General features: G+C 76.6%; 21 protein-coding genes. 10 read left to right on the top strand and 11 right to left on the bottom strand.

Annotation, left to right across the window (positions count from 1 at the left end):
- Window positions 1–10: 10 nt before the first annotated feature.
- Both IEY75_RS12310 and IEY75_RS12305 read left to right on the top strand, forming a co-directional pair.
- Window positions 11–1,090 carry a helix-turn-helix domain-containing protein gene (locus tag IEY75_RS12310; protein WP_189114413.1) on the top strand — a complete coding sequence of 360 codons (1,080 nt, stop codon included), beginning with the start codon at window positions 11–13 and terminating at the stop codon, window positions 1,088–1,090.
- A 51-nt stretch (window positions 1,091–1,141) separates the two neighbouring features.
- Window positions 1,142–2,581, top strand: a complete 1,440-nt coding sequence (locus IEY75_RS12305; protein WP_189114412.1) for a GuaB1 family IMP dehydrogenase-related protein — start codon at window positions 1,142–1,144, stop codon at window positions 2,579–2,581.
- Here IEY75_RS12305 and IEY75_RS12300 read toward each other — a convergent pair.
- The 3 genes from IEY75_RS12300 to IEY75_RS12290 are packed head-to-tail and all read right to left on the bottom strand — an operon-like array spanning window position 2,545 to window position 5,434.
- A complete protein-coding gene (locus IEY75_RS12300; RefSeq protein ID WP_189114411.1) occupies window positions 2,545–3,612 on the bottom strand; it encodes a hypothetical protein in 1,068 nt (355 codons plus the stop codon). The genes IEY75_RS12305 and IEY75_RS12300 overlap by 37 nt on opposite strands.
- Window positions 3,609–3,956: a PadR family transcriptional regulator gene (locus IEY75_RS12295; protein ID WP_229789593.1), complete on the bottom strand. Its 348-nt coding sequence runs from the start codon at window positions 3,954–3,956 to the stop codon at window positions 3,609–3,611. The genes IEY75_RS12300 and IEY75_RS12295 overlap by 4 nt, the downstream gene beginning before the upstream one ends.
- A gap of 38 nt (window positions 3,957–3,994) precedes the next feature.
- Window positions 3,995–5,434 carry an NAD(P)H-quinone dehydrogenase gene (locus IEY75_RS12290; RefSeq protein ID WP_373290262.1) on the bottom strand — a complete coding sequence of 480 codons (1,440 nt, stop codon included), beginning with the start codon at window positions 5,432–5,434 and terminating at the stop codon, window positions 3,995–3,997.
- A gap of 162 nt (window positions 5,435–5,596) precedes the next feature.
- On the opposite strand from IEY75_RS12290, the gene IEY75_RS12285 reads away from it, so the two are divergent.
- Window positions 5,597–6,052 (top strand): gamma-glutamylcyclotransferase, encoded by a 456-nt coding sequence (locus tag IEY75_RS12285; RefSeq protein WP_189114409.1) that lies wholly within the window; start codon window positions 5,597–5,599, stop codon window positions 6,050–6,052.
- A 7-nt stretch (window positions 6,053–6,059) separates the two neighbouring features.
- Here IEY75_RS12285 and IEY75_RS12280 read toward each other — a convergent pair whose 3' ends face one another.
- The 4 genes from IEY75_RS12280 to IEY75_RS12265 all read right to left on the bottom strand — a co-directional run bounded on the left by IEY75_RS12280 (window position 6,060) and on the right by IEY75_RS12265 (window position 12,014).
- Window positions 6,060–9,011, bottom strand: coding sequence for an ABC transporter substrate-binding protein (locus tag IEY75_RS12280; RefSeq protein ID WP_189114408.1), 2,952 nt, complete (start codon window positions 9,009–9,011; stop codon window positions 6,060–6,062).
- A gap of 126 nt (window positions 9,012–9,137) precedes the next feature.
- Window positions 9,138–10,085 carry a GNAT family N-acetyltransferase gene (locus tag IEY75_RS12275; protein ID WP_189114407.1) on the bottom strand — a complete coding sequence of 316 codons (948 nt, stop codon included), beginning with the start codon at window positions 10,083–10,085 and terminating at the stop codon, window positions 9,138–9,140.
- A gap of 143 nt (window positions 10,086–10,228) precedes the next feature.
- Window positions 10,229–10,981 carry an SCO6745 family protein gene (locus tag IEY75_RS12270; RefSeq protein WP_189114406.1) on the bottom strand — a complete coding sequence of 251 codons (753 nt, stop codon included), beginning with the start codon at window positions 10,979–10,981 and terminating at the stop codon, window positions 10,229–10,231.
- Between the two features lie 115 nt (window positions 10,982–11,096).
- On the bottom strand, window positions 11,097–12,014 hold the full coding sequence (locus tag IEY75_RS12265) for a hypothetical protein (RefSeq protein WP_189114405.1): 918 nt from the start codon (window positions 12,012–12,014) through the stop codon (window positions 11,097–11,099).
- Window positions 12,015–12,091: 77 nt separating this feature from the next.
- Here IEY75_RS12265 and IEY75_RS12260 point away from each other — a divergent pair, with 77 nt between their 5' ends.
- A complete protein-coding gene (locus IEY75_RS12260) occupies window positions 12,092–12,997 on the top strand; it encodes a DUF4349 domain-containing protein (RefSeq protein WP_189114404.1) in 906 nt (301 codons plus the stop codon).
- Window positions 12,998–13,009: 12 nt separating this feature from the next.
- On the opposite strand, the gene IEY75_RS12255 is transcribed toward IEY75_RS12260, so the two are convergent.
- Together IEY75_RS12255 and IEY75_RS12250 are read right to left on the bottom strand one after the other, a co-directional pair.
- Window positions 13,010–14,566, bottom strand: coding sequence for an amidohydrolase (locus IEY75_RS12255; RefSeq protein WP_229789592.1), 1,557 nt, complete (start codon window positions 14,564–14,566; stop codon window positions 13,010–13,012).
- A gap of 219 nt (window positions 14,567–14,785) precedes the next feature.
- The gene (locus IEY75_RS12250) at window positions 14,786–16,372 is read right to left on the bottom strand and encodes an acyl-CoA mutase large subunit family protein (protein WP_189114403.1); all 1,587 of its coding nucleotides are present in this window, start codon (window positions 16,370–16,372) and stop codon (window positions 14,786–14,788) included.
- A gap of 417 nt (window positions 16,373–16,789) precedes the next feature.
- Here IEY75_RS12250 and IEY75_RS12245 point away from each other — a divergent pair, with 417 nt between their 5' ends.
- Window positions 16,790–18,598 carry a serine/threonine-protein kinase gene (locus IEY75_RS12245; protein WP_189114402.1) on the top strand — a complete coding sequence of 603 codons (1,809 nt, stop codon included), beginning with the start codon at window positions 16,790–16,792 and terminating at the stop codon, window positions 18,596–18,598.
- 40 nt (window positions 18,599–18,638) lie between these two features.
- Entirely contained in the window at window positions 18,639–20,264 is a 1,626-nt protein-coding gene (locus IEY75_RS12240; RefSeq protein ID WP_189114401.1) for a phospho-sugar mutase, read from the top strand.
- Window positions 20,265–20,318: 54 nt separating this feature from the next.
- Here the strand turns inward: IEY75_RS12240 and IEY75_RS12235 are convergent, their stop codons facing one another.
- Together IEY75_RS12235 and upp are read right to left on the bottom strand one after the other, a co-directional pair.
- The gene (locus IEY75_RS12235; protein WP_189114400.1) at window positions 20,319–21,044 is read right to left on the bottom strand and encodes a GOLPH3/VPS74 family protein; all 726 of its coding nucleotides are present in this window, start codon (window positions 21,042–21,044) and stop codon (window positions 20,319–20,321) included.
- Between the two features lie 115 nt (window positions 21,045–21,159).
- The gene (gene upp / locus IEY75_RS12230; RefSeq protein WP_189114399.1) at window positions 21,160–21,804 is read right to left on the bottom strand and encodes a uracil phosphoribosyltransferase; all 645 of its coding nucleotides are present in this window, start codon (window positions 21,802–21,804) and stop codon (window positions 21,160–21,162) included.
- Window positions 21,805–21,863: 59 nt separating this feature from the next.
- Between upp and deoC the strand changes: the two genes are divergently transcribed.
- The 4 genes from deoC to IEY75_RS12210 all read left to right on the top strand — a co-directional run bounded on the left by deoC (window position 21,864) and on the right by IEY75_RS12210 (window position 26,214).
- Window positions 21,864–22,901 (top strand): deoxyribose-phosphate aldolase, encoded by a 1,038-nt coding sequence (deoC, locus tag IEY75_RS12225; RefSeq protein ID WP_189114398.1) that lies wholly within the window; start codon window positions 21,864–21,866, stop codon window positions 22,899–22,901.
- 1 nt (window position 22,902) lies between these two features.
- Window positions 22,903–24,330 carry an aldehyde dehydrogenase family protein gene (locus IEY75_RS12220; RefSeq protein WP_189114397.1) on the top strand — a complete coding sequence of 476 codons (1,428 nt, stop codon included), beginning with the start codon at window positions 22,903–22,905 and terminating at the stop codon, window positions 24,328–24,330.
- Window positions 24,323–25,168, top strand: a complete 846-nt coding sequence (locus IEY75_RS12215) for an aldehyde dehydrogenase family protein (RefSeq protein ID WP_189114396.1) — start codon at window positions 24,323–24,325, stop codon at window positions 25,166–25,168. Before IEY75_RS12220 ends, IEY75_RS12215 begins: the two co-directional genes overlap by 8 nt.
- A gap of 128 nt (window positions 25,169–25,296) precedes the next feature.
- Window positions 25,297–26,214: a SatS C-terminal domain-containing protein gene (locus tag IEY75_RS12210; protein WP_189114468.1), complete on the top strand. Its 918-nt coding sequence runs from the start codon at window positions 25,297–25,299 to the stop codon at window positions 26,212–26,214.
- The last annotated feature ends 39 nt before the right edge of the window (window positions 26,215–26,253 follow it).

Raw genomic sequence — 26,253 nt, 5'->3', positions numbered from 1 at the left:
TGCTTCCAGCATGACGACGACGGTGGATGTGTCTGGTGGCGACCCGGCGGACGGCCCGGTCGTCCCGGTCCTCACGCGCTACGGGATGTCCCCGGACGCCGACCTGGTGTACCGCACGCTCACCGGTGCCGGCGCGCAGTCCGAATCGGGCCTGCGACTGCGCCTGGGCCTCACGGCGGCTCAGACCGCGCGGGCGTGCGACGAGCTGGCCGCCGTGCAGGCGCTGCGCGGGGTCACCAACCCGGGCGGCCGCAGCCGGACGTGGCGGGCGGCGCCGACCGGGGAGTTCCTGCCCCGGCTGCGCGACCGGCACCGGACGGCGGAGTACGCCCGCGCCAAGACCCGGCAGGACGCGGCGACCCGCACCGGCCACGGCGCCGTCCTGCTCGCCGCCGGCCTGCCCGCCGACCTGCCGCCCGGACAGCTCGGCCTGCGGACCTTCCCCGGCCGCTCCGCCGCGCGGTCCCGGCTCGTGGACCTGTCCGCCCGGGCGCGCGAGTACCTGGCGATGAACCCCGAGCCGGTGTTCACCGACGAGACGATCGCCGCCGCCGCGCCGCACGACCTGGCGATGCTCGCCCGCGGTACCCGGATGGTCGGCCTAGCCCACCCCGGCAACCGCAGCCCGGCCGTCGACGCCCACTCCCGCGCCCTGGAGGAGGCCGGCTCCCTGCACCGGGTCGCCCTGGACCTGCCCACCAAACTGATCATCGCCGACCGGCGGGTGGCGATCCTGCCCCTGGACCCCGGCGACCTGGCCGTCGGCGCGGTGGAGATCCAGCAGCCCGCGGTGGTCGAGGCGCTGGTGGCCACGTACCTGCGGGCGTTCGACAAGGCGCAGGAGTGCGTCCCGGACGACACCGGGCCGGCCCCGCTGACCGACCGGGAGAAGGCGGTGGTGATCCTGCTGATGCAGGGCCGGACCGACCAGGCCATCGCCCGGGCGCTCGGCGTCAGCACCCGCACGGTGCAGTACACGCTCCGGGCCCTGATGGACCGGATGCACGTCAACACCCGCTTCGCGCTGGGCTTCGCCATCGGCGGGTCCGGCCTGCTCAGTCCCGCCGACCAGATCGACGTCGCGTCCTAGGCGATGGCCCGAAAGCCTTCCCGGCGGCCGCGGCGCGGACCAGGATGAGGTGTGCGTTTCCTCGACGGGCGCCCGCCCGGCCACGAACTGACCTACAGCGACGTGTTCCTCGCGCCGTGCCGGTCCGCCGTGGCCTCCCGGCTGGACGTGGACCTGGCCAGCGACGACGGCACCGGGACCACGATCCCGGTCGTGGTGGCCAACATGACCTCGGTGGCCGGCCGCCGGATGGCCGAGACGGTCGCCCGGCGCGGCGGGCTGGCGGTCCTGCCGCAGGACATCCCGCTGGAGGTGGTCCGCGAGGTCGTCGCCTGGGTCAAGCGCCGGCACCCCGTGTACGACACGCCGATCACCCTGCGCCCGGACACCACCGTCGGCGAGGCCGTCAACCTGCTGCCCAAGCGGGCGCACCGGGCCGCCGTGGTCGTCGACGGCGCGGGCCGCCCGGTCGGCGTGGTGGCCGAGGCCGACTGCGCGGGCGTGGACCGGTTCACCCAGGCCCGGGACGTGATGTCCGCGGCGCTCGTGACCATTCCCGCCGGCACCTCGCCGGAGGCGGCGTACGACCTGCTCAGCACCGGGCGGCACCGGCTCGCGCCGGTGGTGGACGACACCGGGGCGCTGGCCGGCCTGCTGACCCGCGAGGCGGCGCTGCGCGCGACGCTGTACACCCCGGCCCTCGACGGCGCCGGCCGGCTGCGCGTCGGCGCCGCGCTGGGCATCAACGGCGACGTGGCGGCGCGGGCGGCCGCGCTGCTGGGCACGGGCGTGGACGTGCTCGTGGTGGACACCGCGCACGGACACCAGGAGCGCATGGTCGAGGGCCTGCGGGCCGTCCGCGCGCACGACCCGGGCGTACCGGTCGTGGCGGGCAACGTGGTGACCGCGGCGGGGGTGGCCGACCTGCTCGCGGCGGGGGCCGACATCGTCAAGGTCGGCGTGGGGCCGGGCGCGATGTGTACGACCCGGATGGCGACCGGGGTCGGCCGGCCGCAGTTCTCGGCGGTCCGCGAGTGCGCGGCGGCGGCCCGGGACGCCGGGGGGTACGTCTGGGCCGACGGCGGCGTGCGGCACCCGCGCGACGTGGCGCTGGCCCTGGCGGCGGGGGCCTCCAACGTGATGGTCGGCTCCTGGTTCGCGGGCACGTTCGAGTCGCCCGGCGACCTGTTCACCGACGCCGACGGCCGGCGGTACAAGGAGAGCTTCGGGATGGCCTCGGCGCGGGCGGTGACCGCCCGCGCGGCGGACGACTCGGCGTTCGCCCGGGCGCGGCGGGCGTTCTTCGAGGAGGGCATCTCGGCGGCCCGGATGTACCTGGACCCGCGCCGGCCGGGCGTGGAGGACCTGCTCGACGCGATCGTCGCGGGCCTGCGCAGCGCGTGCGCCTACGCGGGCGCCGCCGACCTGGCCGGCTTCCGGGACCGCGCGGTGGTGGGCGTGCAGTCGGCGGCCGGCTACACCGAGGGCGAGGCGCTGCCGATCGGCTGGTGAGCCGCCGACGCCGCGCGGCCGCCGGCCGGCCGGTCCCGCGGGCCGCGGGCGGTGCCGGCGAGCGCGGCGAGCGCGGCGACGAGGGCGCCCAGTTGCAGCAGCCCGACCAGGGCCGGCAGGTGCGCGGGCACGACGGGCGCGCTGAACCGCAGGTGGTCCGCGAGCGAGGTCAGCCGCAGCCCGGCCGCCGCCAGGCCGAGCACCAGCAGCGCGCGCCGCCAGGGCGGCCGGCCCAGCCCCCGGCCCCGCGAGGCCAGGCCGACGACCGCGGCGGCGGTGAGGCCGGCGCACCACAGCCCCGCCCAGTCGGTCAGCAGGGGCACGACGGCGTCCCCGCCGGGCACCGTCCGCGCGAGCGCCGTGTACGCCGGCAGGGCGAGCACGCCGCCGGCCGCCGCCCACATCCACGGCCGGTGCCGGACCGCCGGGGCGTCGGCGTGGAACGCGGCCAGCGCGGCCAGCGGCAGCGCGTCGAACAGCACGCCGTACCCGGTCGACAGCGCGAAGGCCCCACCCGTCCCGGCCAGCGCCGCCGCCGCGCCGGCCAGCGCCGGCAGGAACGCCGCGGCGGCGGTACCGGCGGCGGCGCGCCGGTGGCCGGTGAGCAGCGCGGCGAACGCGGGCAGCCAGAGCAGCGCGGACAGCCGCCACAGGATCTGCCAGGTGCTGCCGAACTCGGCCGGCGGCGGCGCCGGGCCGAGGCCGGCCCAGACGGCGGCGCCCGCGCCGACCACCCCGGTCACGGTCCCGGCGAGCAGGCCGACCAGGGCCACCCGGCGCACCGCCGCGCCCCACAGCACCGCCCGGGCCGGGGCGCCGTCGCCGCCGAGGCGCAGCCGGAGCGCGAGGCCGGCGACGCTGGCCAGTTCGGCGCGCCCGGGCCCGCCCAGCTCGACGCCGTCGCGGCCGTCGGGGTGGGCCGCGTAGGCGGCCTCCAGGAAGGTGGCGACCATGTCCTCCTCCCACCGCCGCCGGTAGTCGTCGGGCAGCAGGCGCAGCGCCCGGCGGTACCGGCGCTCCAGCGGGCTCACGCCGCGCCCCCGGCCCCGGCGGGCCGGTACCGGCGCAGCCGCCCGGCGGCGGCCTCGGCGTTGGCGGCCTGGCGGGCGGCCTCGGCGGCGAGCGCGTCGCGGCCGGCGTCGGTGATCCGGTAGTACCGGCGCAGCCGCCCCTGGTGGGTCTCCTCGCGGTCCGGCGCCACCGCGCCCTCGGCGACCAGCCGGTCGAGCACCCCGTACAGCGTGCCCACCTTGAGGGCCACCCGCCCCCCGGACAGGTCGGCGACCTCGGCCACGACGCCGTACCCGTGCCGGGGGGCGTCGACCAGCGCCGCGAGGACGAAGAACGCCGGCTCCGTCATGCTTCTCGTACTCATGGAAGACAGCATATCCTGCCCACCATGCTATCGGGGCGCTACTCGGTGACGTGTTGCATGAGCTGCCGGGCGGCCTCGGTGATCGAGCCGGAGACCGAGGGGTAGATCGTGATCGTGTGGGCGAGCTGGTCGACCGTCAGGCCGTTCTCCACCGCCAGGGTGATCGGCAGGATCAGCTCCGAGGCCTTCGGCGCCACGACGACGCCGCCGATGATCTGCCCGGTCGCCGGCCGGCAGAACAGCTTGACGAAGCCGTCGGTCAGGTCTGCCATCTTCGCGCGGGCGTTGCCGTCCAGCGGCAGCATGACCGCGCGGGCGGGGACCGTGCCGGCGTTCACCTCGTTCTGCGACACGCCCACCGTGGCCAGCTCCGGGTCCGTGAAGACGTTGGCCGCCACCGTCCGCAGCCGCAGCGGCTGCACCGCCTCGCCGAGGGCGTGCCACATGGCGATCCGCCCCTGCATGGCCGCGACGCTGGCCAGCGGCAGGACGCCGGTGCAGTCGCCGGCGGCGTAGACGCCCGGGACGTTGGTCCGGGACACCCGGTCGGCGGCCACGTGGCCGCCCGGGGTCAGCGCCACGCCGTACTCGGCCAGTCCCAGCCCGGCGGTGTTCGGGGTCGAGCCGACCGCGATCAGGGCGTGCGAGCCGGTGACCACCCGCCCGTCGGCGAGCGTCACCCGGACGCCGTCGCCGTCGCGGACCACCGAGTCGGCGCGGGAGTTGTTCAGGATCGTCATGCCGCGCTCGCGGAACACCCGCTCGATCGCCATCGCGGCGTCGGCGTCCTCGTGCGGCATCACCCGGTCCCGGCTGGACACCAGGGTGACCTCGACGCCCATCGCCAGGTACGCGCTGGCGAACTCGGCGCCGGTCACCCCGGAGCCGACCACGACCAGGCGCGCCGGCAGGGCGGTCAGGTCGTAGAGCTGGCGCCAGTCGAGGATCCGCTCCCCGTCGGGGACCGCCGAGGCCAGTACCCGCGGCGTGGCGCCGGTGGCCAGCAGCACGGTGCCGGCGTCCAGGTGGTACGGCCGGCCCTGCTCCGGGGTGACGACCACCCGGTGGGTGTGGCCCAGGGTGTCGTCGCCGAGCCGGGCCGTCCCGGTCACCACCTCGACGCCGGCCTTGACCAGCTTCGCGTGGATGTCGGCGGACTGGGCCAGCGCCAGGCTGCGCACCCGCGCGTGGACGATCTCGGCGTCCACCCGCACCGCCGCCGGACCGCCCGAGTACACCCCCCGCGACTCGGTGTTGCGGTAGCCGGTCACCACGTCGGAGCTGGCGATGAAGGTCTTCGACGGCACGCAGTCGGAGAGGACGCAGGCGCCGCCCGCGCCGCTGGCCTCCACGACCGTGACCTCAGCGCCGAGCTGCGCGGCAACCAGGGCCGCCTCGTACCCGGCCGGCCCGCCACCGATGATCACGATCCGCGTCACGCCTACTCCTCCCGCACCGGCGACCGCCGCCGGTGCCACGCCCGCCGCCGACGGCGCCGGCCCGCCCCGCCGGATTCCCGACCGCCCCAGCGGGATTCCCGGCCCGCCCCCCGCCGGATTCCCGGCCTTCGGCAGTCGACACGCGCGAACCCATTGTCTCTTACTTCTCCCGAGCCCCTCCAGCGAGCTATCGTCACTTGCGTGCGCCTGTACGCCGCCTACGGCTCAAACCTGGACCCCGCGCGAATGCGCGCGTACTGTCCGCACTCCCCCATGGTCGGGATCGGCTGGCTGGACGGCTGGCGCCTGACCTTCGCCGGGGACGGCGAGATGGGCTGGGAGGGCGCGGTCACCACGGTGGTCGAGTCGCCGGGCGACCGCGTGTTCGTCGCCCTGTACGACGTCCACCCGTGGGACGCCGCCCAGCTCGACGAGATCGAGGGCGTCTCCGCGGGGGCGTACCGCAAGCTCACCGTGCGGGTCGCCACGCTCGACGGCGACCAGTCGGTCTGGGTGTACGTGTTCGAGGGGTACGAGGGCGGGCTGCCCACCGCGTGGTACCTGTCGGAGGTCGCCAACGCCGCCGAGAAGGCGGGCGCGCCCGACGACTACGTGGCCGCCCTGCGCGCCCGCCCGAGCAGCACGCCCACCCCCTGAGCCGCCCTCACCGGCCGGCGGCGCCGGCCGGGGCGAAGCGCATACACGGCTCGGCCGTGTCGACGCCGGGCTGGGTGATCACCTCCGTGACCTTGACGGCCGGCTCGTCGCCCGCCGCCGGGAGCGCGGCCGGCACCTTCTCGGGGCGCCGCCTGGACTCCGCCCGCAGCACGGCGTCCAGGCGCGCCCTGCTGGCCTCACCGTCGGTCCTGACGGCGAAGTCCCCGCGCGGCCCGCAGGAGAACACCAGCTCCAACCGGTGCCGCCCCTCCAGCGGGTGTACGGCCAGGAGGTGGGTGAACTTGCCCACCGGCTCGGGGCTTCCCCGGTACAGCAGGCGCCCCGTGGCGCCCTCGGCGAATCCCTCGGCCCCCAGCTCGGCGAGCCGCACCCGGACCTGGTGGCGCCACCGCGGCGACCGCGACGCGAACCGGGCGACGAACCAGCGCACCCCGGCCCACTGCTGCCAGGAGGCGTAGCTGTCGCGCGGCCCGGGGTCGCCGCACTCCTCCCACGGCTGGCATCCCCCGACCTGCTCCGCGGCCGCCGTGACCAGCATCCCGGCGTCGTAGGCGAGCATCGCCAGCCCGTCGTGCAGCCGGAACCGCGCCCGCTGCGGGTCCCTGTCCCGGTCGGGGAAGGCGTCGAGGTAGGCGGCCTCGAACTCCAGCGCGCTGCCGGCACGGGTCTTGCTCGTGGACATGGTGAGGAAGTCGAAGGTGCGCGGGATCCGGGAGGCGCCGCCGCCGCCGTCGTGCTGGAGTACGTAGTTGGAGATCGAGTCACCGGCGATCACCTTCACGGGGCACTTCGCGTCGAGTCCGTCGAGGAACGCCTTGAACAGGTCGGTCTCGCCGTTCCAACTGTCGCGGCCGGTGTAGATGACGAAGTCCCGGTCGCAGCTCTTGGTCGCCGCGTCCGTCAGGTCCCGGCGGGTCAGGTAGGAGTCCTGGCTGACCTCGAACCGGGCCCGGCCGTCGTCCCGGACCGCGGCCAGCGCCTCCGCCGTCTTGGCGGCGAGGTCGGCCGAGTAGTTGTCGTCGCGGGCGGCCGAGTGCACGATGCGCACGGTCCGCGGCGGCCCCGCGGCGGGCGCCGTGGTCGCGCCGAGGTACGACCCGAGAACCTGGGCGAAGCGGGCGTTCGACGGCCCGATCTGGTACGCGTTCGGGCGGGCCCTGGCGAAGGCCGACGCGGAGGTGACCGTGGCCACCGTGGGTATCGAGGCGCGCAGGAGGATGTCGCGGGCCTCCAGCATCGGGGTGCTGGACAGGCCCAGCCCGACGACCGCCATGATCCGTTCGCGGTCGGCGACGTCGACGATCAGCTCGGCGATCGCCGGGGCGATCGCCGAGTTCTGGCCGACGTTGGCCAGGACGATCCGCATCGGCCGGGCGCGGTCGCGGGCCCGCTGCTGGGCCAGCGCCAGCCCGCGCAGCTCCTCCAGCGTCTGCCGGGTCGACTCCTGCTGCGCCGAGTCGGCGGTGAGGCTGCCGAAGTACGCGATCGTGACGTAGCTCTCGGGCTTGTACGTCAGGGCGTGGTCGTTGTGCCGCTGGATCAGGGCGACCACCTCCTTCCACGGCCTCATCGCGGCGTCGGCCGCCGACGCCGACCGGGCCGGCTTGAAGCGGGAGAGGTCGTCGCTGAGGCCCACGCACTCGTTGCTGTCCACCTTGCTCAGCGTCGTGCCCAGACTGGGTGCCAGCCAGTTCTCCGCGCACCCGTCGACGTTGGCCTTCGCCCACGAGGCGCCACCGGCGGCAAGCGCCAGGGCGAGCAGCGCGGTCGTCAGCCGGCGCCGCCGGTAGGGCAGCCCCTTGCGGCGCAGTTCCCGGCCGTCGCCGACCCCGGCGCCCGGCAGGTCGACCACGAGGCGCCACGAGTTGGTGAGCCCGGGGGTGGCCCAGCCGTTGAGCCACGAGACGAACAGGTTCTCGATGTTGTCGGGCGCGTGCCAGCCGGCGGCCGGGCGGTCGCCGGGGACGCGCTCGGCGGCCAGCACCAGCAGCGGGTCCGGGTGCCACTCCAGCCGGCCGTGCCGCCCCGGCGGCGGCGTGACCGACCGGCGCGACGCCTCGATCAGCTCCACCAGCCGGCGCTGCTGGGGCACCCCCAGATCCAGCAGCGCCACCGGGTAGCGCGACGGCCGCCCGCGGACCGGGCGCGGCCGGTACGCCCGCCGGATGTCGTGCAGCAGCGCGTCGACCAGGAGTTGGGCGAGCGAGCCCTCCGCGGTCGGCCGGCCGAGCAGGTGCCGGGGTTCGGCGTCGGGCGGGCCGGCCGCCAGCCGTTCGGGGGCGTCGGAGAACTGGTGGTGGGAGAACCACCGGGCGACCCGCCAGTGCCGGAACGCCCACGAGTTGAGCGAGGGGCTCACGCCGCTGATGACCAGGTTCAGCCACCACGGGAACTGGTCGCGGACCGGCGCCAGGTTGTCCACGGTGAGGCCGCGCGGCAGCGCGTGGGTGACGAACTGCTGGAACAGCGGGTTCTCGGCGACGGCGTCGGCGGCGCCGACCGACACGTCCGCGGACGACGTGACCAGCTTCCGGCCGTACTCGTAGTGGCTGAACGCCATCCTGCCCTTGGAGGTGGTCCGCCAGCGGGTGACGAGGCTGTCGAGCAGCTCGATCAGCCCCGGCAGCCCGGTGTCGGCCGGTGCGCGCGGCGCCGGGCCGGCCGGGTGGGCGTAGGGGACCGCGTTGCCCGCGGCGGCGAACCGCCTGCGGAGCCCCGGCAGGGGCGAGTGCCGCTCGGGCGGGTGGCGCAGCACCAGGATCGGCATCATCCGGCTGCGCCAGAACAGGTACGGCCGCAGGGTCAGGCGGTCGATCTGGTCGACCAGGTTGGCGACGCCCGCGAACACCAGGCTGTCGTCGAGTCCCGGGTCCAGGTCCCAGGCGCCGCGGCTGCCCGCGCGGAGGTGGTACTCGTGCGGTCGTGGTCTGGACAGCAAGGGAAGCTCCCGCCTCTCGACACAGACTCGCAGTGGCTAACGAGGCGGCCGCGGGGCGTCCCTCCACCGAGCGGCCAGTCTGTACCGTCCATTCAGGTCAGCGGGCCCGGCGGTGTCAATACGTCGTCAGGTGCTCACCTCCCGTTGCATCGCCACGGCCTCGTAGGCCGGGCTCATGCCGACCGCCCGGTACAGCCGGTACGGCTCGGTCGGGTTCGTCAGGTCGACGCCGAGGCCGACGTGGGTGCGGCCCTTGGCCGCGTAGACGGCGAACGCCGCGGCCAGCAGGGCCTTGGCCACGCCCCGCCCCCGGTACGGCCCGCGGACCGCGAGGTTGCGCACCCAGCCCTCGGCGTCGGCACCCGGCGGAGCCGACTGGAGCACGCCCGCGACCGCGCCGCCGCACTCGGCGACCAGCCACTCATCCCAGTCGATCCGCGGCAGGGCCGCGATCCGGCGCCGCCAGTCCCCGTACGACTCCGGCTCGTAGTCCTCGGTGTCGCGGAACGCCTCGTCCAGCACCGCCTGGAACTCCCGCAGGTCGGCCTCGTCGCCCTCGCGCACCGGGCGGACCGCCACCCCCGGGGCCGACACCGCCGGCAGCGGGTCGAGCGGGCCGCGCATCCGGGCGTACCGCTTGACCTCGGCGAAGCCGGCCTCGCGCAGGCCCGCCAGGTACGCCGCCTCGGTCGGGATTGCCCAGGCGCGCAGGGTGGTGGCCGGGCGGCCGGCGGCCGCGGCGCGCTCGCCGGCCCGCCGGAGCAGGAGGTCGAGCAGCGGGCCGATCGCCGGCTCGCCCCGGCCGGGCAGCACGAACACCTCGGCGGTCTCCCGGGCGCCGCCCTGCCGGCTGTCCAGGTACGCCCAGCCCAGGACGGCGCCGGCCGGGTCCCGCACCAGCCAGTGGTCGCGGGCGGGGGTCGTGTGCGTGCCCGCGAGCGCCTCGACCACGTCGTCCTCCCCCGAGTCGGGGTAGCCGAGGGCGGCCACGTCGCTGGCCCGCACGAGCGCGGTGAGCGCCGCGACGTCGGCGTCGGCGGGGCGGGTCAGGGTCCAGTCGGCGGGCAGCTCCATGCCGCCATTGAACCCGCCGCTCCGCCGGCTGTCCCCGGGTTTTACGCACCGCCGCCCGCGTTGCCCGCCCACCCCTGCGACTCCTCGCCCGGCAACGGCTGCCTACGCGGCGTGCGGGCGGCTCGCCGGACGCGGCGGCGCCGTCAGGGGGAGGCGGGCGTGTCGAAGTGCCCGGCGGCGGCCTCGTCCAGGAGGTCGACCAGCTCGGCCCGCTCGGCCGGGCTCAGTGCGGTGAAGGGCTGGCCCGCCAGCCGGTCGGTGACCGCCTCGGTCCACATCCGGCGGCGCAGCAGCGGGCCCACCCGCGGGTACGGCCCGGCCCAGCCGCACGCCGCGGCCGCCGCCTCGCCCTCCGGTCCGGCCACCAGCGCCTCCACCGGGGTCAGGCCGCCGGCCCGGACCGCGATGAGGTACGCCGCCCGCCGGTGCTCCCGCAGCAGGTGCAGGTGGGTGGCGGCCCGCGCCCCCGGCGTCACGTCGGGGCTCGGCAGCGCCCGCCAGGCGGCGAACAGCGGCATCGCCGTGGCGTCGGCCGCGGCCAGCATCCGGCCGGTCAGGCCCACCAGCCGGTTGACGGCCGGGAAGCGGTCCAGTTGGGCCGTACCCCAGCGGCAGCACTCCGCCGCCCGCTGGGCGGCGATCTCGGTGGGCGGCAGGAGCCGGCGCGCGTACTCCCACGCGTCGCGGACCAGTTCGGGGCCGAGCATCCCGAGGGCCGCCGTCACGGTGGCGGTGGAGACGTAGCCGAGGACGCCCGCGCGGCTGGCCACGTGGTACGACCACCCGCTGAGCCCCCGCTGCTGCGCGTGCCGGACCGTGACCGGGCACTCGGTGAACGCGTCACCGAGGTAGTGGACGGCGGACCGGCTGACGGCGGCCGCGTGTTCGGGGGTCACCCGCCGATTGTGCCCGCTCCACTCACGACGGCTGATCTGGACGGACGGCCGAAAGTGTGGTCCTCGCAACAGGGTGTGGTGTCGGCGGCACGGTCCGGTACCGCCGCGGCGGCGGTCAGTCCAGGCCGGCGAGGGTCTGCTGGGCGGCGCGGCGGGTGCGCCGGGCGGCGTCGCGGCGGGCAACGGCGGCGAGCCGTGCGCGCTGGAGCCGCTCGGCCTCCCGTCGCTGTGCCGCCAGCGCCTCGTCGATGCCGGCCAGCGCCTCCCCGGCCTCCTCCTCCGCGGCGCGGGCGGCCACGAGGGCGTCGAGCGCGGCCCGGTAGGCGACGGGGTCACCCGCCACTCTGCCCGCGGGTGTGGCCGGGTCCGCTGGTGGAGTCGGGTCTGCCGGTGCGGTCCCGTCCCGCGGGGCGGTCCCGGCGGATGGCGTCGTCGCGGGTGCGGTTGTCGCGGGTGCGGTCGGCGCCTCGTCGCGCGGCCCGGTGGTGTTCCGGGTGGCGGGAGGCGGCGGGACGACGTGCAGGCCGCGGCGGGGTGCGTCGGCGAAGCCGGAGTACGCCGCCGGCCGGGTCAGCCGGCCGGCCCGCACCAGCGCGGCCACCTCGCCGTCGGCGAGCGCCGCGTGCAGGGTCGACTCCACCTCGGCGAGGACCGCCGGCCCGGGCCGCGTGGCGCCCGCCGCGCGAGCCAGCGCCGCCACCCGCCGCAGCAGCGTCCCCACCACCTGGCGGCGCTCGTCGGCGAGGGCGCGCAGCCGGGCGCCGTCGCGCTCGCGGCTGGCCGTGCGCAGGGCGTCGGCCAGCGCGTCCAGCGGGGCGAGCGCCGCCGGGTCCGCCAGGGCCAGGAGGTTGACCAGCCAGGCGGGCACGGTGGGCCGGCGCAGCGCGGCCAGGGCGCGGGCGCCGTCGCGGTCCCCGGCCGCCCGGGCCGCCTCGGCGGCCGCGGTCCGGGCGGCCACGAACCGGTCGGGCGGGGTGCGGTACAGCGCGTCCAGGGTCGGCGGGTCCACCGCCGTCGCGTCGTCAGGCGGCATATGCCCAGTGTGCCGGAACCGCGACCCCGGGTAGCGCGTCCCACCCGGGTCGGATCGACCTATCGCGGGGGTGGCGGATGGACGGGTTCCGGGCGCGGCGGTACGGGGTGGCGCTCGCCGCCGGGGCGGCCCTGCTGGCGGTGGCGGCCGGCTGCACCGTCGAGCGGGCCGCGGACGAGCGCACGGGCAGCGGCGTCTCGATGGGGCAGGAGGACCGCAGGGAGGCCGCGGGCGCACCGGCGCCGGCAGGCCGGCCGGCGGCGGCCGGCCTGCCGGCGGCGAAGGTCGTCGACACGCGCAGCGTCGTCCGCACGGGCACGCTCGCGGTCCGGGTGGACCGGGCCGGCGACGTGGAGACGGCGGCGGCCCGGGCGGTGGCGCTGACCCAGGCGGCGGGCGGCTACGTGGGCGAGGACCGGCGCGACCGCGGTACCGGCGCGGCGCAGGCCACGCTCACGGTGCGGGTACCGGCGGCCGGGTTCGAGGCGCTGCTGGGCCAGCTCGCCGGCGTGGGCCGGGAGGAGAGCCGGCAGATCGGCACCCAGGACGTCACCGAGGAGGTGGTGGACGTCGACGCCCGCCTCGCCAGCCAGCAGGCCAGCGTGAACCGGACCCGGGCGATGCTCGCCCAGGCCAGGACCGTCGCCGAGCTGGTGTCGCTGGAGGGCGAACTCGCCCGCCGCGAGGCGGAGCTGGCCTCGCTCCAGGCCCGCAAGCGGAGCCTCGCCGACCGGACCGCGCTGTCCACGGTCACCCTGGAGATCCGGGGGCCGGGCGTCGCGGCGGCGGCGCCGCGGGAGCCGGGGTTCGGCAGCGGGCTCGCGGCCGGCTGGCGGGCGCTGGTGTCCTCGCTGCGGGTCCTGGCCGCCGTGCTCGGGCTCCTCGCGCCGTGGGTGCTGCTGCTCGGCGGGCCGGCCTGGCTGACCGCGCGCTGGCTGCGTCGCCGCCGCGCCCGCCCGGCCGCCGCAGCCGCGCCACAGTGAACTCCGGGGCGCCTACTGCGGGTCCTGGAGCGCGGCGACCGCCGTGCGGACCATGACCCGGACGCCGACGCCGATGGCCCGTTCGTCGACGTCGAAGCCCGGCTGGTGGATGTCCAGGGCGCCCTCGCTGCCCGGCTGCGCCGTCCCGAGCCGGATCATGGCGCCGGGGACGTGCTCCAGGTAGAACGAGAAGTCCTCGCCGCCCATGCTCACCTCGGCCTCGACCACCCGCTCGGCGCCCAGGACCGCCCCGGCCGCGGCGGCGATGACCGCGTTGGCCCGGTGGTCGTTGATCACCGGAGGCACGCCGCGGACGTAGGTGACCGAGGCCCGCGCCCCGGTGCCGGCGACGGCCGCCTCGACCAGCTCCTCCAGGAGCTGCGGCGCCCCGCGCCACGCCTCCCGGCCGAGGACCCGCAGCGTGCCGCGGACCACCCCGACGCCGGGAATGGCGTTGTACGCCTCCCCGGCCCGGACGGTCCCCCACACCATCGACAGGCCGGCCCGGGGGTCGACCCGGCGGCCGAGCAGCGCGGGCACGTCGACGATGACCCGGCCGAGCGCGCCGACGAGGTCGGCGGTGACGTGCGGGCGGGCGGTGTGGCCGCCCTTGCCGCGCAGGGTCACCTCGACGGTGTCCGCGGCCGCGGTGAACGGGCCGGACCGGACGCCGACGGTGCCGACGGTGAGCTGGGGGGCGCAGTGCAGCGCGTACACCGCCGACACGCCCTCCAGCGCGCCCGCGGCGATCACGTCGGGCGCGCCGGAGGGGATGCACTCCTCGGCCGGCTGGAACAGCATCCGCACCCGGCCCGGCAGCCCGCCGGACTCGGCGACCCGCGCGAGCACCTGCGCCACCCCGAGCATGACGGTGGTGTGGACGTCGTGGCCGCAGGCGTGGGTGACGTCGGCGACGGTCGAGGCGTACGGCACGTCCTTGACGTCCTGCAGCGGCAGGGCGTCCAGGTCGGCCCGCAGCGCGACCACCCGGTCGCCGGTGCCGATGTCGCAGATCACCCCGTTGCCCCGGGGCAGCAGCCGCGGGGTGAGGCCGGCGACGGCCAGCTCCCGGGCGACGAGCGCCGCCGTCTCGAACTCGGCGTGCGACAGCTCGGGGTGGGCGTGCAGGTGCCGGCGTACCGTGACCAGCTCCTCGCCGCGGGCCGCGAGCCAGGTGTCGATCTGGTCCCGCAGCGGGTCCGCCGGGCCGGCGGCGCAGCCGACGTGGGCCTCGGCGCCGGGGCGCGCGGACGCGGGGGCCGGGCGGTGCCGGGCGTCGGCGGCGCCCGGCCGCGGGGCGTCGGCGGGGGTCCCGCCCGCGGCGGTGGCGGTGGGCGCAGTGGTCACGGTGGCATCTCGTTCCCGCTCGGCGGCGGCCGACGGCCGCGGGGCGGGTTCGCCCGCCCCGCGTGAGGTCGGCGCCGCGGGTTCGTCGCGGGCGGGCGCCCGCGACGGGCGGCCCCGGAGCCGGAGCGCGCCGTCGTGGCGGCTGTCCGGGCGCGGCCGGGCGCGCGCGGCCGGGTCGGCGCGGCGGCGGTCGGCGCCGGACGCGTCGCTGATCGCCGCCACGGCACCTCCTCCACGACACGGCGCCGCCGGGCACTCCGCGAACGGACAACGCCGCCCCGCGTTCAACGAGTCGGCGCCGCGCGGCGTCACGCCTTCCCGCAACCTACCTACTTTGCGTTCGTCACACCCGAGTTTCGGCCGCGGCGCGGCTCCCCCGTCCGTACCCGCACGCCGCCGCCCGCAACGTGACCCGCCGCACACCGGCCGCCGCGGCGGGCCTCAGAAGTGGTCGGCGGGCTGGTACAGGCCCCAGGTGGCGCGCAGCGCGTGGCAGACCTCGCCGACGGTGGCGCGCAGGCGCAGCGCCTCCTTCATCGGGTACAGCACGTTCTCGGTACCGTCGGCGGCCTTGCTCAGGCTCTCCAGCGCCGCCCGGACCGCGGCGTCGTCCCGGTCGGCGCGCAGCCGGGTCAGCCGGCCGACCTGCGCCGCCTCGATCGCCGGGTCGACCCGCAGCGGCTCGTACGGCTCCTCCACGTCCACGGTGAACCGGTTGACCCCGACCACCACCCGCTCGCCGCCGTCGATCTGCTGCGCGATCTGGTACGCCGAGGACTCGATCTCCCGCTTCTGGAACCCGTTCTCGATCGCCTCCACCGACGAGCCGAAGTCGGCCACCCGCTGCATCAGCGCCACCGCCTCGGCCTCGATGGTGTCGGTCATCGACTCCACCACGTACGAGCCGGCGAACGGGTCGACCGTCGCCGTCAGGTCCGTCTCGTACGCGAGCACCTGCTGCGTGCGCAGCGCCAGCCGGGCGGCCTTCTCCGTGGGCAGGGCGATCGCCTCGTCGTAGGAGTTCGTGTGCAGCGACTGGGTGCCGCCGAGCACGGCGCCCAGGCCCTGCACCGCCACCCGGACGAGGTTGACCTCCGGCTGCTGGGCGGTGAGCTGGACGCCGGCCGTCTGGGTGTGGAAGCGCAGCATCCACGACTTGGGGTTGACGGCGCCGAACTCCTCGCGCATCATCTGCGCCCAGATGCGCCGGGCGGCGCGGAACTTCGCCACCTCCTCCAGCAGCGTCGTGCGGGCCACGAAGAAGAACGACAGCCGGGGGGCGAAGTCGTCCACCTTCAGCCCCGCGGCGAGGGCCGCCCGGACGTACTCCGCGCCGTTGGCCAGGGTGAACGCGATCTCCTGCACGGGGGAGGCGCCCGCCTCGGCCATGTGGTAGCCGGAGATCGAGATCGTGTTCCAGCGGGGGATCTCGGCCCGGCAGTAGGCGAAGGTGTCCGCGACCAGGCGCAGGGACGGCTTGGGCGGGAAGATGTAGGTGCCCCGGGCGATGTACTCCTTGAGGATGTCGTTCTGGATCGTCCCGGAGAGCTGCGCACCGGACACACCGGACTCCTCGGCCACCAACTGGTAGAGCAGGAGGAGCACGGCGGCGGGGGCGTTGATGGTCATCGACGTCGAAACCCGGTCCAGCGGGATGCCGTCGAACAGCACCCGCATGTCGTCGACGGAGTCGATGGCCACGCCGACCTTGCCGACCTCGCCGTGCGCGATCGCCTCGTCGCTGTCGTACCCCATCTGCGTCGGCAGGTCGAACGCCACCGACAGGCCCATCGTGCCGGCGGCCAGGAGCTGGCGGTACCGGGCGTTGGACTCCGCCGCGGTGCCGAAGCCGGCGTACTGGCGCATCGTCCACGGGCGCGCCGTGTACATCGTCGGGTAGACGCCACGGGTGAACGGGTACTCCCCCGGGGCGCCGAGGGACAGCCCGGCCGGCACGTCGTCGGCGGTGTAGACCGGCGCGATGGGGAAACCGGACTCGCTGACGCGCTGCGGGGTACCACTGCTCATGCCGTGATCGTAGGGCCAGCGGCGCGCGGCCGGCGACGATGCCTCCGGCGGCGTGCGTCACCCGTCCGTTGTGGGGCCGGTTGTACACTGTGCGTGTGTCCGGTGTCACCAATCGGTTTCCCGACCGCCATTTCCGGCCTCCTGACCACCAGTTCCGGCCTCCCGACCCCCAGGTCCGGCCTCCTGACCACCGGTTGTGCCCTCCGACCACCTGTGCGGTCTCCCGACCAGCGGTCCGGTTCTTCGACTTTCGGTACCCCTCCCCCGCTCCCCGCACCTCCGCGCCGCGCCGCGCTCCCGGGCGCTCGCCGGTCCGCGCTCCGGGTGGCCGCCTCCGGCCACCCTCGCTAAGGTGTGCACCCGGCACCACGGCGGTCGACCCCTCCGTTACTCACTCGTGAACCGGCGGCGTTCTCCTTGACACAGATCCCCACCTGGAACGGGCGCACCGCGCCCGGCACGACGATCGGCGGCCGGTACACCGTGCGGACGGTGGTCGGCCACGGCGGCATGGGCACGGTCTGGCAGGCCACCGACAACCTGCTGCACCGCGACGTGGCGGTGAAGGAGGTCGTCCCGCCGCAGAGCATGGCCGTCAGCGACCGCGAGGCCATGTACGCCCGCACGCTGCGCGAGGCCCGCGCCGCGGCCTGTCTGTCCCACCCCTCGGTGGTCCAGGTCTACGACGTGGTGACCGAGCACGGCCGGCCGTGGATCGTGATGGAGCTGCTGGAGGCGCGCAGCCTCGCCGACATGATCGTCGGTGACGGCCCGCTCGCCCCGCGCGCCGTGGCCAAGGCCGGCGTGGCGCTGCTCGGCGCCCTGGAGGTCGCGCACGCGGCCGGGATCCTGCACCGCGACGTCAAGCCCGCCAACGTGCTCATCGCCGCCGACGGCCGGTGCGTGCTCACGGACTTCGGGGTCGCGCACATGCCCAGCGGCGCGCAGCTCACCACCCCGGGGATGGTGCTCGGCTCCCCGCACTTCATCTCGCCGGAGCGCGCCATGGGCCAGGCGTTCGGGCCGCCCAGCGACCTGTTCTCGCTCGGCGTCACGCTGTACACGGCGGTGGAGGGGCGGCCGCCGTTCGACCGGGGCGACCCGATCGAGACGATGCACGCGGTCGTGGAGGAGGCGCCCGCGCCGGTCCTGCGCGCCGGGCCGCTCGCCGACGTCCTGCTCGCCCTGTTGGAGAAGGACCCGCGCCACCGGATCAGCGTCGACGGCGCCCGCACCCGGCTGCGCGCGCTGCTCGCCGGCCCGCTGGCCAGCACCGCGCCGACCTACGCCCAGACCGACCCGTACGCGGTGGTCCCGGCGCAGCGGATGACCCGCATCCCCCGCACCCGGCCCGAGCCCGCGGCTCCGGCCGCCGGCCAGATCGGCGGGCGGGCGATGCTCGGCCCCGGCGAGTCGCCGCGGGACCGGCTGCGCGGCGCCCCGCCCCGCCCCGCGCCCCGCGTCGGCACGGTCGACGTGCCCACCGGCGCCCACCCCGCCCCCGGCCCGGACTCGATCACCCGGACCCTGGGCACGGCCACGACCGGCCGGCTGCACACCATCGCCCGCGGCCGGCCCGCCCGGCCCTCGGCCGCCCGCCGGCTCGCCGACCGCGCCCGCCCGGGCGTCGCGGGGGCGGTGGGCGCGGTCCGCGGCTGGCCCCGCCGCACCCGGTACGCCGCGGCCGGCGGCGTCGGGACCGCGGTCCTGGTCCTCGCCGCGCTCGGGCTCTCCGGCGGCGGTACCGCGCCCCCGCCGCCGCGGGAGGAGCGCCCCGCGCCCGTCGCGGCGCAGGTGGCGACCCAGCGGTACGACGCGCGGGGCGTCAGCGTCCAGGTCCCGCGCGGCTGGCGGCGCAGCGGCTCGGGCAACTGGGTGGACTTCGTCGACCCGCGCGACGGCGAACGCCGGGTGCGGATCCTCGTCGAGCGGGCGCAGGCGGACCCGCGGCGGTTCATGGAGATCGCCGAGTCGGGCCTGCGCCGCGCCGGGACCTGCGCCGCGCCGTACGCCCGGGTCTCGCTGCGCCGCGCCAGCCAGGGCCGGCGGGAGGCCGCCGACCTGGAGTACACCTGCGGCAGCGGCGACCGGATGCGGCACGGCCTGTGGCGGGCGGTCACCGCCGACGGGCAGGCGTACTCCTTCTACCTGACGGTGCCGGAGGCGCGGTTCGCCGAGAGCCGGCGGATCTTCGAGGAGATGACGCGGACGTTCCGCCTCGGCTGAGCCGCGCGCGGTGCCACGCTGGACGGCACGGAGGTGTGGCATGGGCGACGACCTGCGCGCGGAGGTCGAGGCGTGGATCGCCGACGACCCCGACCCGGCGACCCGGGCGGAGCTGGCCGCGCTGCTCGCGGCATGGCCCGGCAGCGCCGCCGCGCTGCGCGACCGGTTCCGCGGGCCGCTGGAGTTCGGCACCGCCGGCCTGCGCGGGGTGCTGCGCGCCGGTCCGCACGGGATGAACCTGGCCGTCGTCACCGCCGCCGCGGCCGGCCTCGTGCGCTGGCTGGCGGACGCGGGCGCGGCCGGCCCGCTGGTCGTCGGCTACGACGCCCGCCGCGGGTCGGCGGAGTTCGCCGCCCGGACCGCCGCCGTCGCCACCGGTGCGGGCCGGGCCGCGCTCGTGCTGCCGGGGCCGCTGCCGACGCCGGTGCTGGCGTGGGCGGTGCGGGAGTACGGGGCCGCCGCGGGCGTCATGGTGACGGCCAGCCACAACCCGGCGCAGGACAACGGGTACAAGGTGTACCTCGGGGCGGTCGGGGGTGAGGCCGGTACCGGGGCCCAGATCGCGCCGCCGGTCGACGCCGCGATCGCCGCCCGGATCGCCGCCGTCGGGCCGCTGGCCGCGGTGCCGCTCGGGCCGCCCGGCACGGCGGTGTCCCCGGTGGACGGGTACCTGGCCGCCGCGGCCGCGGTCGTCGACCCGGCCGGGCCGCGGGCCCTGACCGTCGCCTACTCGCCGCTGCACGGGGTCGGCGGCGCCGTCCTGCCCGACGCGCTGCTGCGGGCGGGCTTCGCGGCCCCGCACGTCGTACCGGCCCAGGCCGCCCCCGACCCGGCCTTCCCGACCGTCGCCTTCCCCAACCCCGAGGAGCCGGGCGCCACCGACCTGCTGCTGGCGCACGCCGCCGCCGTCGACGCGGACCTCGCGCTCGCCAACGACCCGGACGCCGACCGGTGCGCGGTCGCGGTCCGCGACGGCGGCGCCTGGCGGGCGCTGAGCGGCGACGAGCTGGGGGTACTGCTGGCCGACCACCTGCTGCGCCGCGGCGTGACCGGCACCTTCGTCACGACGATCGTGTCCTCGTCGCTGCTCGGCACGCTGTGCGCCGCGTACGGGCAGCCGTACGCGCAGACGCTGACCGGGTTCAAGTGGATCGTCCGCGCCCCCGGCCTGGCCTACGGGTACGAGGAGGCCCTGGGGTACTGCGTGGCGCCGCAGGCGGTCCGGGACAAGGACGGCATCACCGCGGCGCTGCTGGTGTGCGAGCTGGCCGCCGCCCTCCGCGCCCAGGGCCGCACGCTGCTGGACCGGCTGGACGACCTGGCCCGCGCGTACGGCGTGCACGCCACCGACCAGCTCTCCGTCCGGGTCGCCGACCCGCGGGTGATCGCCGACGGGATGGCCGCGCTGCGGGCGGCGCCGCCGACGCGGCTGGGCGGCCGGGCGGTCGCCGCCGAGGACCTGGCGCCGGACGCCGACGTGCTGCGCTGGCGGGCCGAGGGGTTGCGGGTGGTCGTCCGCCCCTCGGGCACCGAACCCAAGCTCAAGGCGTACCTCGAAGTGGTCGTCCCGGTCGGCGGCGAGGGCCTCGCCGCGGCCCGGGCCGCGGCGGCGGTGGCACTGGCCGACCTGCGCCGCGAGGTCGCCGACCTGCTCCCGCGGGCCTGAGGCGTCGCCGACCCGCTTCCCGCGGGCCGCAGGCGCAGGCGACGGGCCGGAGGCTCAGCCGGGTCGGTCGGCCGGGGCCGGGGTGTCGGCCGCGGCGCGCTGGGCCGGCGGGCGGCCCAGCGCGGTGTCGATGGCCCGGCACAGCGCGCCGATCAGCGCCGCCACGGACGGGCGGACGATCGACTCGGCCGGCGCGGAGTCGGCGAACCCGGCCCGGGCGGCGATCTCCTCCAGCCGGGCGTGCGCGGCGGGGACCTCGCCGGCCGGCAGGTGCAGGACCGGCTCCATCCGGGTGGCCGCGACCAGGGCCGCCAGGGCGGCGGTGCGCTCGTCCACCGACACGTCGGCGTTGGTCAGCGCGGCGGTCAGCCGGGACCGCACGTCCCGCTCGACGGTCGTGTCGACCACCGGGTACCGGTGCAGGTGGATGACCTCCATGGCCGTCTCGTCCACGTCGCGCACGACGCCGCGGGCGCACAGGTCGCCGAGCAGCGCGTCGCGCAGGCCGTGGCGCAGCCGCTGAAGCCAACCGGCCGGCGTCTGCGGGGCGTCGGCCGCGATCCGCCGCAGCACGCCGTCGGCGATCGCCTCGCCGGTGGGGGCGTCGTCGACCGTGCGCAGGCGCGGCCCGTCCAGGGCCAGGCGGCCCGCGAGGGCCAGGTCGACCAGGACGGCCGCCGACATCCCCAGGTCCAGTCCGATCCGCGAGCCGGTCGCCTTGCCGGTCTCGTCGTCGTACGCCAGTAACAGCAGCTCTTCGGCCAGCGCAACCCGCTCCATGTCCGCCTACGCTACGCGGCCCGGCCGCCGTCTCCCACCCCTGCCCTCCTCCGACGGCCCGGTTGATCAACAAATCTTCCGTGATGCGCCGTCCGGGGCCGGCCGGTCTCCGCCGTCAGCGGTCCGGAAGGGCCGGCGGCATCAACCCGAACTGCCGGTCGCCCGCGTCGCCGAGCCCCGGGACGATGAACCTGCGCGCGTCGAGGCGGTCGTCGACGGCGGCGGTGACCAGGCGCAGCGGCAGGTCCGCGGCCGTCAGCCGGGCGATGCCCTCCGGCGCGGCCAGCACGCACAGGACCGTGATGTCGGCGCAGCCGCGCGCCACCAGCAGCCGGCAGCAGTGCTCCAGCGAGCCGCCGGTGGCCAGCATCGGGTCCAGGACCAGCGCCGGCAGGCCGGTGAGGTCGCTCGGCAGGCTCTCCAGGTACGCCCGCGGCGCGAACGTCTCCTCGTCCCGCGCCAGGCCGACGAAGCCCATCTGGCAGCCCGGCAGCAGCGCCAATGCCGCGTCGGCCATCCCCAGCCCGGCCCGCAGCACCGGTACCAGCAGCGGCGGCCTGGCCAGCCGGGTGCCCTCGGTAGGGGCGACGGGGGTCCGGATCGGATAGGTGGAGAACGGGAACGCCCGCGCCGCCTCGTACACCAGCATCGTGGTGAGCTCGGTCAGGGCGGCGCGGAAGGCCGCCGGTTCGGTCCGGGCGTCCCGCAGGACCGTCAGCCGGGCCTGCGCGAGGGGATTGTCCACCACCTGTACGTCCACCCGGCCACGCTACCGCCGCCGCCCCGGCCCGGCGCGGCGGCGGGCGTAGACTTCCCGGCATGGTGGCCACACAGTCCGCGGACGGCGCCGGACCGGTGGGCGGGGACGGGCCGACAGGCGACGCCGGGCCGGTGGGCAGGGGCCGACCGGTGGGCGGGGACGGGCCGGTGCTCGCGGACGTCGGCCGCACCGACCGGGCGCTGCGCGGCTTCCTGCACGGCCTGCCCGGCGTGGACGAGGTCGGCGCCGCCCGGCGCACCGCGCAGCTCGCCACCCGGTCGGTGAAGACGACCGCCAAGGCGTACGCGGTCGACCTGGCCATCCGGATGCTGGACCTCACCACTCTGGAGGGTGCCGACACCGACGGCCGGGTGCGCTCGCTGTGTGCCAAGGCCCGGCGCCCCGACCCGGCCGACCCCGGCTGCCCGCCGGTCGCCGCGGTGTGCGTGTACCCGTCGATGGTCGCCACCGCCGCCGCGGCCCTGCGCGGTACCGACGTGCACCTGGCCAGTGTCGCCACCGCCTTCCCCTCGGGGCAGGCCCCGACGGCCGTGAAGCTGGCCGACACCCGCGCGGCCGTCGCCGCGGGCGCCGACGAGATCGACATGGTGATCAGCCGGGGGGCCTTCCTGTCCGGCCGGTACGCGCAGGTGCACGACGAGATCGCCGCGGTCCGGCGCGAGTGCGGCCCGGCCCACCTGAAGGTGATCCTGGAGACCGGCGAACTCGGCTCCCTGGACCAGGTCCGGCGCGCCTCCTGGCTGGCGATGCTCGCGGGCGCGGACTTCGTCAAGACCTCGACCGGCAAGATCTCGCCCGCGGCCACGACGCCGACGGTGCTGGTGATGCTGGAGGCCGTCCGCGACTTCCGCGCGGCGACCGGGCGGCAGGTCGGCGTCAAGGCGGCCGGGGGCATCCGCACCACGAAGGAGGCGCTGCGGTACCTGGTGCTGGTCGAGGAGACCGTCGGCGCGCCGTGGCTGTCGCCGCGCTGGTTCCGGTTCGGCGCCTCCAGCCTGCTCAACGACCTGCTCCTGCAACGCGCCAAGCTGGCCACCGGCGCGTACCACGGCCCCGACTACGTGACGGTGGACTGACATGTTCGCGTACGCGCCCGCCCCCGAGTCCCCCGCCGTCGTCGACCTGCGGTCGCACTACGGGCTGTTCGTCGGCGGCGAGTTCGTCGCGCCCGCGGCCGGCGGGTCCCGCAAGACGGTCAACCCGGCCACCGAGGAGGTCCTGGCCGAGGTCGCCGAGGCGGACGCCGCGGACGTCGACCGGGCGGTCCGGGCCGCCCGCGCCGCGTACGCCGCCGTCTGGGGGCCGATGCCGGGCGCCGAGCGGGCCAAGTACCTGTTCCGCATCGCGCGGATCCTGCAGGAGCGGGCGCGGGAGTTCGCCGTCCTGGAGACGCTGGACAACGGCAAGCCCATCCGCGAGTCGCGGGACACCGACGTGCCCCTGGCGGCGGCGCACTTCTTCTACCACGCGGGCTGGGCCGACAAGCTGCGGTACGCCGGGTTCGGCGACGCCCCGGCGCCGCTGGGCGTGGCCGCGCAGGTGATCCCCTGGAACTTCCCGCTGCTCATGCTCGCCTGGAAGATCGCGCCCGCGCTGGCCTGCGGCAACACCGTCGTCCTCAAGCCGGCGGAGACGACCCCGCTGACCGCCCTGCTGTTCGCGGAGGTGTGCCGGCAAGCGGACCTGCCGCCGGGCGTGGTCAACATGGTCACCGGCGACGGGGCGGTCGGGGCGGCGCTGGCCGCGCACGGGGGCGTGGACAAGGTCGCCTTCACCGGGTCGACGGCGGTGGGGCGGCAGATCGCCCGGGCGCTCGCCGGCACGACCAGGCGCCTGACCCTGGAGCTGGGCGGCAAGGCCGCCAACATCGTCTTCGACGACGCCCCGGTCGACCAGGCGGTCGAGGGCATCGTGCAGGGCATCTTCTTCAACCAGGGGCACGTCTGCTGCGCCGGCTCCCGGCTGCTGGTCCAGGAGTCGGTGCACGACGAGGTGCTGGACGCGCTGCGGCGGCGGGTCGCCCGGCTGCGCGTCGGCGACCCGATGGACAAGAACACCGACCTCGGCGCGATCAACTCCGCCGCGCAGCTCGCCCGGATCACCGCCCTGGCCGAGGCCGGCGAGGCGGAGGGCGCGCAGCGCTGGTCCCCGCCCTGCGCGCTGCCCGAGCGGGGGTACTGGTTCGCGCCGACGGTCTTCACCGGGGTGTCCACCGCGCACCGGATCGCGCGCGAGGAGATCTTCGGGCCGGTGCTGTCGGTCCTCACCTTCCGCACCGCCGACGAGGCGGTCGCCAAGGCCAACAACACGCCGTACGGGCTGTCGGCCGGGGTGTGGACGGAGAAGGGCTCGCGGATCCTGGCCATGGCCGACCGGCTCCGGGCCGGGGTGGTGTGGGCCAACACGTTCAACGTCTTCGACCCGGCCTCGCCGTTCGGCGGGTACCGGGAGTCCGGCTACGGGCGCGAGGGCGGCCGACACGGTCTGGAGAGCTACCTTGCCTGAGTCGGCGGAGCCGGGGGTGCCCGCCGGCCGGCTGGCGGTGCGCAAGACGTACAAGCTGTTCGTCGGCGGGGCCTTCCCGCGCAGCGAGTCGGGGCGGACCTACGAGGTGCGGGGAGCGAACGTGGCACTGGCCTCCCGCAAGGACCTGCGCGACGCCGTCGTCGCCGCGCGGGCCGCCCAGCCCGGCTGGGCGGGCGCGACGCCGTACCTGCGCGGCCAGATCCTGTACCGGGTGGCGGAGATGCTGGAGGCGCGGGCGGCGGAGTTCGGCGCGCTGGGCGTCGCCGCGGCGGAGGTCGCGGCGGCCGTCGACCGGTGGGTCTGGTACGCCGGCTGGGCCGACAAGGTGGCCCAGGTGCGCGGCAACGCCAACGCCGTCGCCGGGCCGTACTTCAACCTGTCCGTCCCCGAGCCGCTGGGCGTGGTCGGGGTCGTCGCCCCGGCCGACGGGCCGCTGCTGGCGCTCACGAGCGTGCTGGCGCCGGCGGTCGTCACCGGCAACACCGCCGTCGTCCTGGCCGCCGCGGCGCACCCGGCGGCGGCCCTCACCCTGGCCGAGGCGGTCGCCACCGCCGACGTACCGGGCGGCGTCGTCAACCTGCTGACCGGCCGGGCCGCGGAGACCGCCCCGTGGCTGGCCGCGCACCGCGACGTCGACGGCCTCGACCTCACCGGCCTGACCGACGCCGACCTGGCCCGGGAGTGCGAGTCCGCGGCGGCCGAGACGCTGACCCGGGTCCGCCGCCCCGCCCCCGAGGACTTCGCCGCCGACCCCGGCACCGGGCGGCTGGCCGCCTGGCTGGAGACGAAGACGGTCTGGCACCCGAAGGGCCGGTGACCGGTGATCCTCGGGGCGGCCACCCGGGGGCGGCCCGCGGCTACTAGGGTGTGTGCGACGTATCACGTGCGGCCCGCCGGGCCCCAATCGCAGATCTAACGGAGGTCACCGTGGCCGACACGTCGCCGATGAGGTCCGACGCCGACGAGTCCGGGGCACCGGCCGAGGACGTGCGCGCGGACGACACCCCACGGGCACTGTGGACCGCCAGCGGCCTCACCCCGGTCGAGATCGCGCTGCCCGCCGGCGCCGGGTACACCCTGCGCACGTACCAGCCCTCGGCCAGCCTGCCGGGCACGGACGTCGAGGGCCGCGAACTGGACGAGGACCTGTTCAGCGCGCCCGAGGAGGACGACGAGGAAGTCGTCATCCTGGACGAGGAGTTCGCCGCCGCGCTCGCCGAGGAGGAGGCCGCCGAGGCGGCCGACGCCGACCCGAAGGGCAGGAAGTCCAAGGCCGGCGAGGACGCGGCGAAGGACGCCGAGCCCGCCGCCGCGGAGGGCGCTGACGAGGCCGGGGACGCCGGGGCCGACGACGCCGAGGAGGAGCCGGGCGGCGACGAGGAGGTCCCGTTCTTCCTCACGCACCGTGGTTCTCTGCTGCTGTTCAAAACCCCCGAGGCCCTCGTCTCGTTTATCCGCTCGGGTGCCCCGCACGACCTGAGCGACCTGGGCACGTGGGCGGACATGGCCGAGGGCGTCACGCCGGAGGACATTGTCGTCGGTCGCGATGACATGTACGAATTAGACCTGGTTGTGGAGAATCTCCGCGGCGGCCACGACACCTGGGACCTCGACCTGCTCATCCGCTCCGGCGAGGTGGCGCGCGATCTCGGGTACGCGCTGCGGCTGCGCCCCGTCCTCACCGCCCTGTCGCCCGGCTCGCCGCTGGACGACCTGGACGACGCGATGCGGGCCGCCTCCGACGGCGGGATGCGCGGCTACTTCGGGCGCCGACGGATGCGGAAAATCGGGGCACAGCAGGCAAGTCTCGGCTGGCGCACGATTATCGGCAAGATCTCGGCCGTTGTGGACTGGCGCGACTGACCCCACACCAGGCAGCATCAATCGTCGGCACGAACGGGG

Origin of the sequence: Pilimelia terevasa (assembly GCF_014647915.1) — a bacterium.
Lineage (GTDB): Bacteria > Actinomycetota > Actinomycetes > Mycobacteriales > Micromonosporaceae > Pilimelia > Pilimelia terevasa.
This window is presented reverse-complemented; position numbering and strand designations above follow the sequence as displayed.

What these genes read in the sequence shown, in the direction of transcription:
- IEY75_RS12295 (WP_229789593.1), bottom strand. Translation starts at nt 3,956, where the DNA reads ATGAGTACGAGAAGCATGACGGAGCCGGCGTTCTTCGTCCTCGCGGCG.
- IEY75_RS12265 (WP_189114405.1), bottom strand. Translation starts at nt 12,014, where the DNA reads ATGCCGCCTGACGACGCGACGGCGGTGGACCCGCCGACCCTGGACGCG.
- deoC (WP_189114398.1), top strand. Translation starts at nt 21,864, where the DNA reads ATGGTGGCCACACAGTCCGCGGACGGCGCCGGACCGGTGGGCGGGGAC.
- IEY75_RS12250 (WP_189114403.1), bottom strand. Translation starts at nt 16,372, where the DNA reads ATGAGCAGTGGTACCCCGCAGCGCGTCAGCGAGTCCGGTTTCCCCATC.
- IEY75_RS12240 (WP_189114401.1), top strand. Translation starts at nt 18,639, where the DNA reads ATGGGCGACGACCTGCGCGCGGAGGTCGAGGCGTGGATCGCCGACGAC.
- IEY75_RS12220 (WP_189114397.1), top strand. Translation starts at nt 22,903, where the DNA reads ATGTTCGCGTACGCGCCCGCCCCCGAGTCCCCCGCCGTCGTCGACCTG.
- IEY75_RS12310 (WP_189114413.1), top strand. Translation starts at nt 11, where the DNA reads ATGACGACGACGGTGGATGTGTCTGGTGGCGACCCGGCGGACGGCCCG.
- IEY75_RS12235 (WP_189114400.1), bottom strand. Translation starts at nt 21,044, where the DNA reads ATGGAGCGGGTTGCGCTGGCCGAAGAGCTGCTGTTACTGGCGTACGAC.
- IEY75_RS12210 (WP_189114468.1), top strand. Translation starts at nt 25,297, where the DNA reads ATGAGGTCCGACGCCGACGAGTCCGGGGCACCGGCCGAGGACGTGCGC.
- IEY75_RS12275 (WP_189114407.1), bottom strand. Translation starts at nt 10,085, where the DNA reads ATGGAGCTGCCCGCCGACTGGACCCTGACCCGCCCCGCCGACGCCGAC.
- IEY75_RS12260 (WP_189114404.1), top strand. Translation starts at nt 12,092, where the DNA reads ATGGACGGGTTCCGGGCGCGGCGGTACGGGGTGGCGCTCGCCGCCGGG.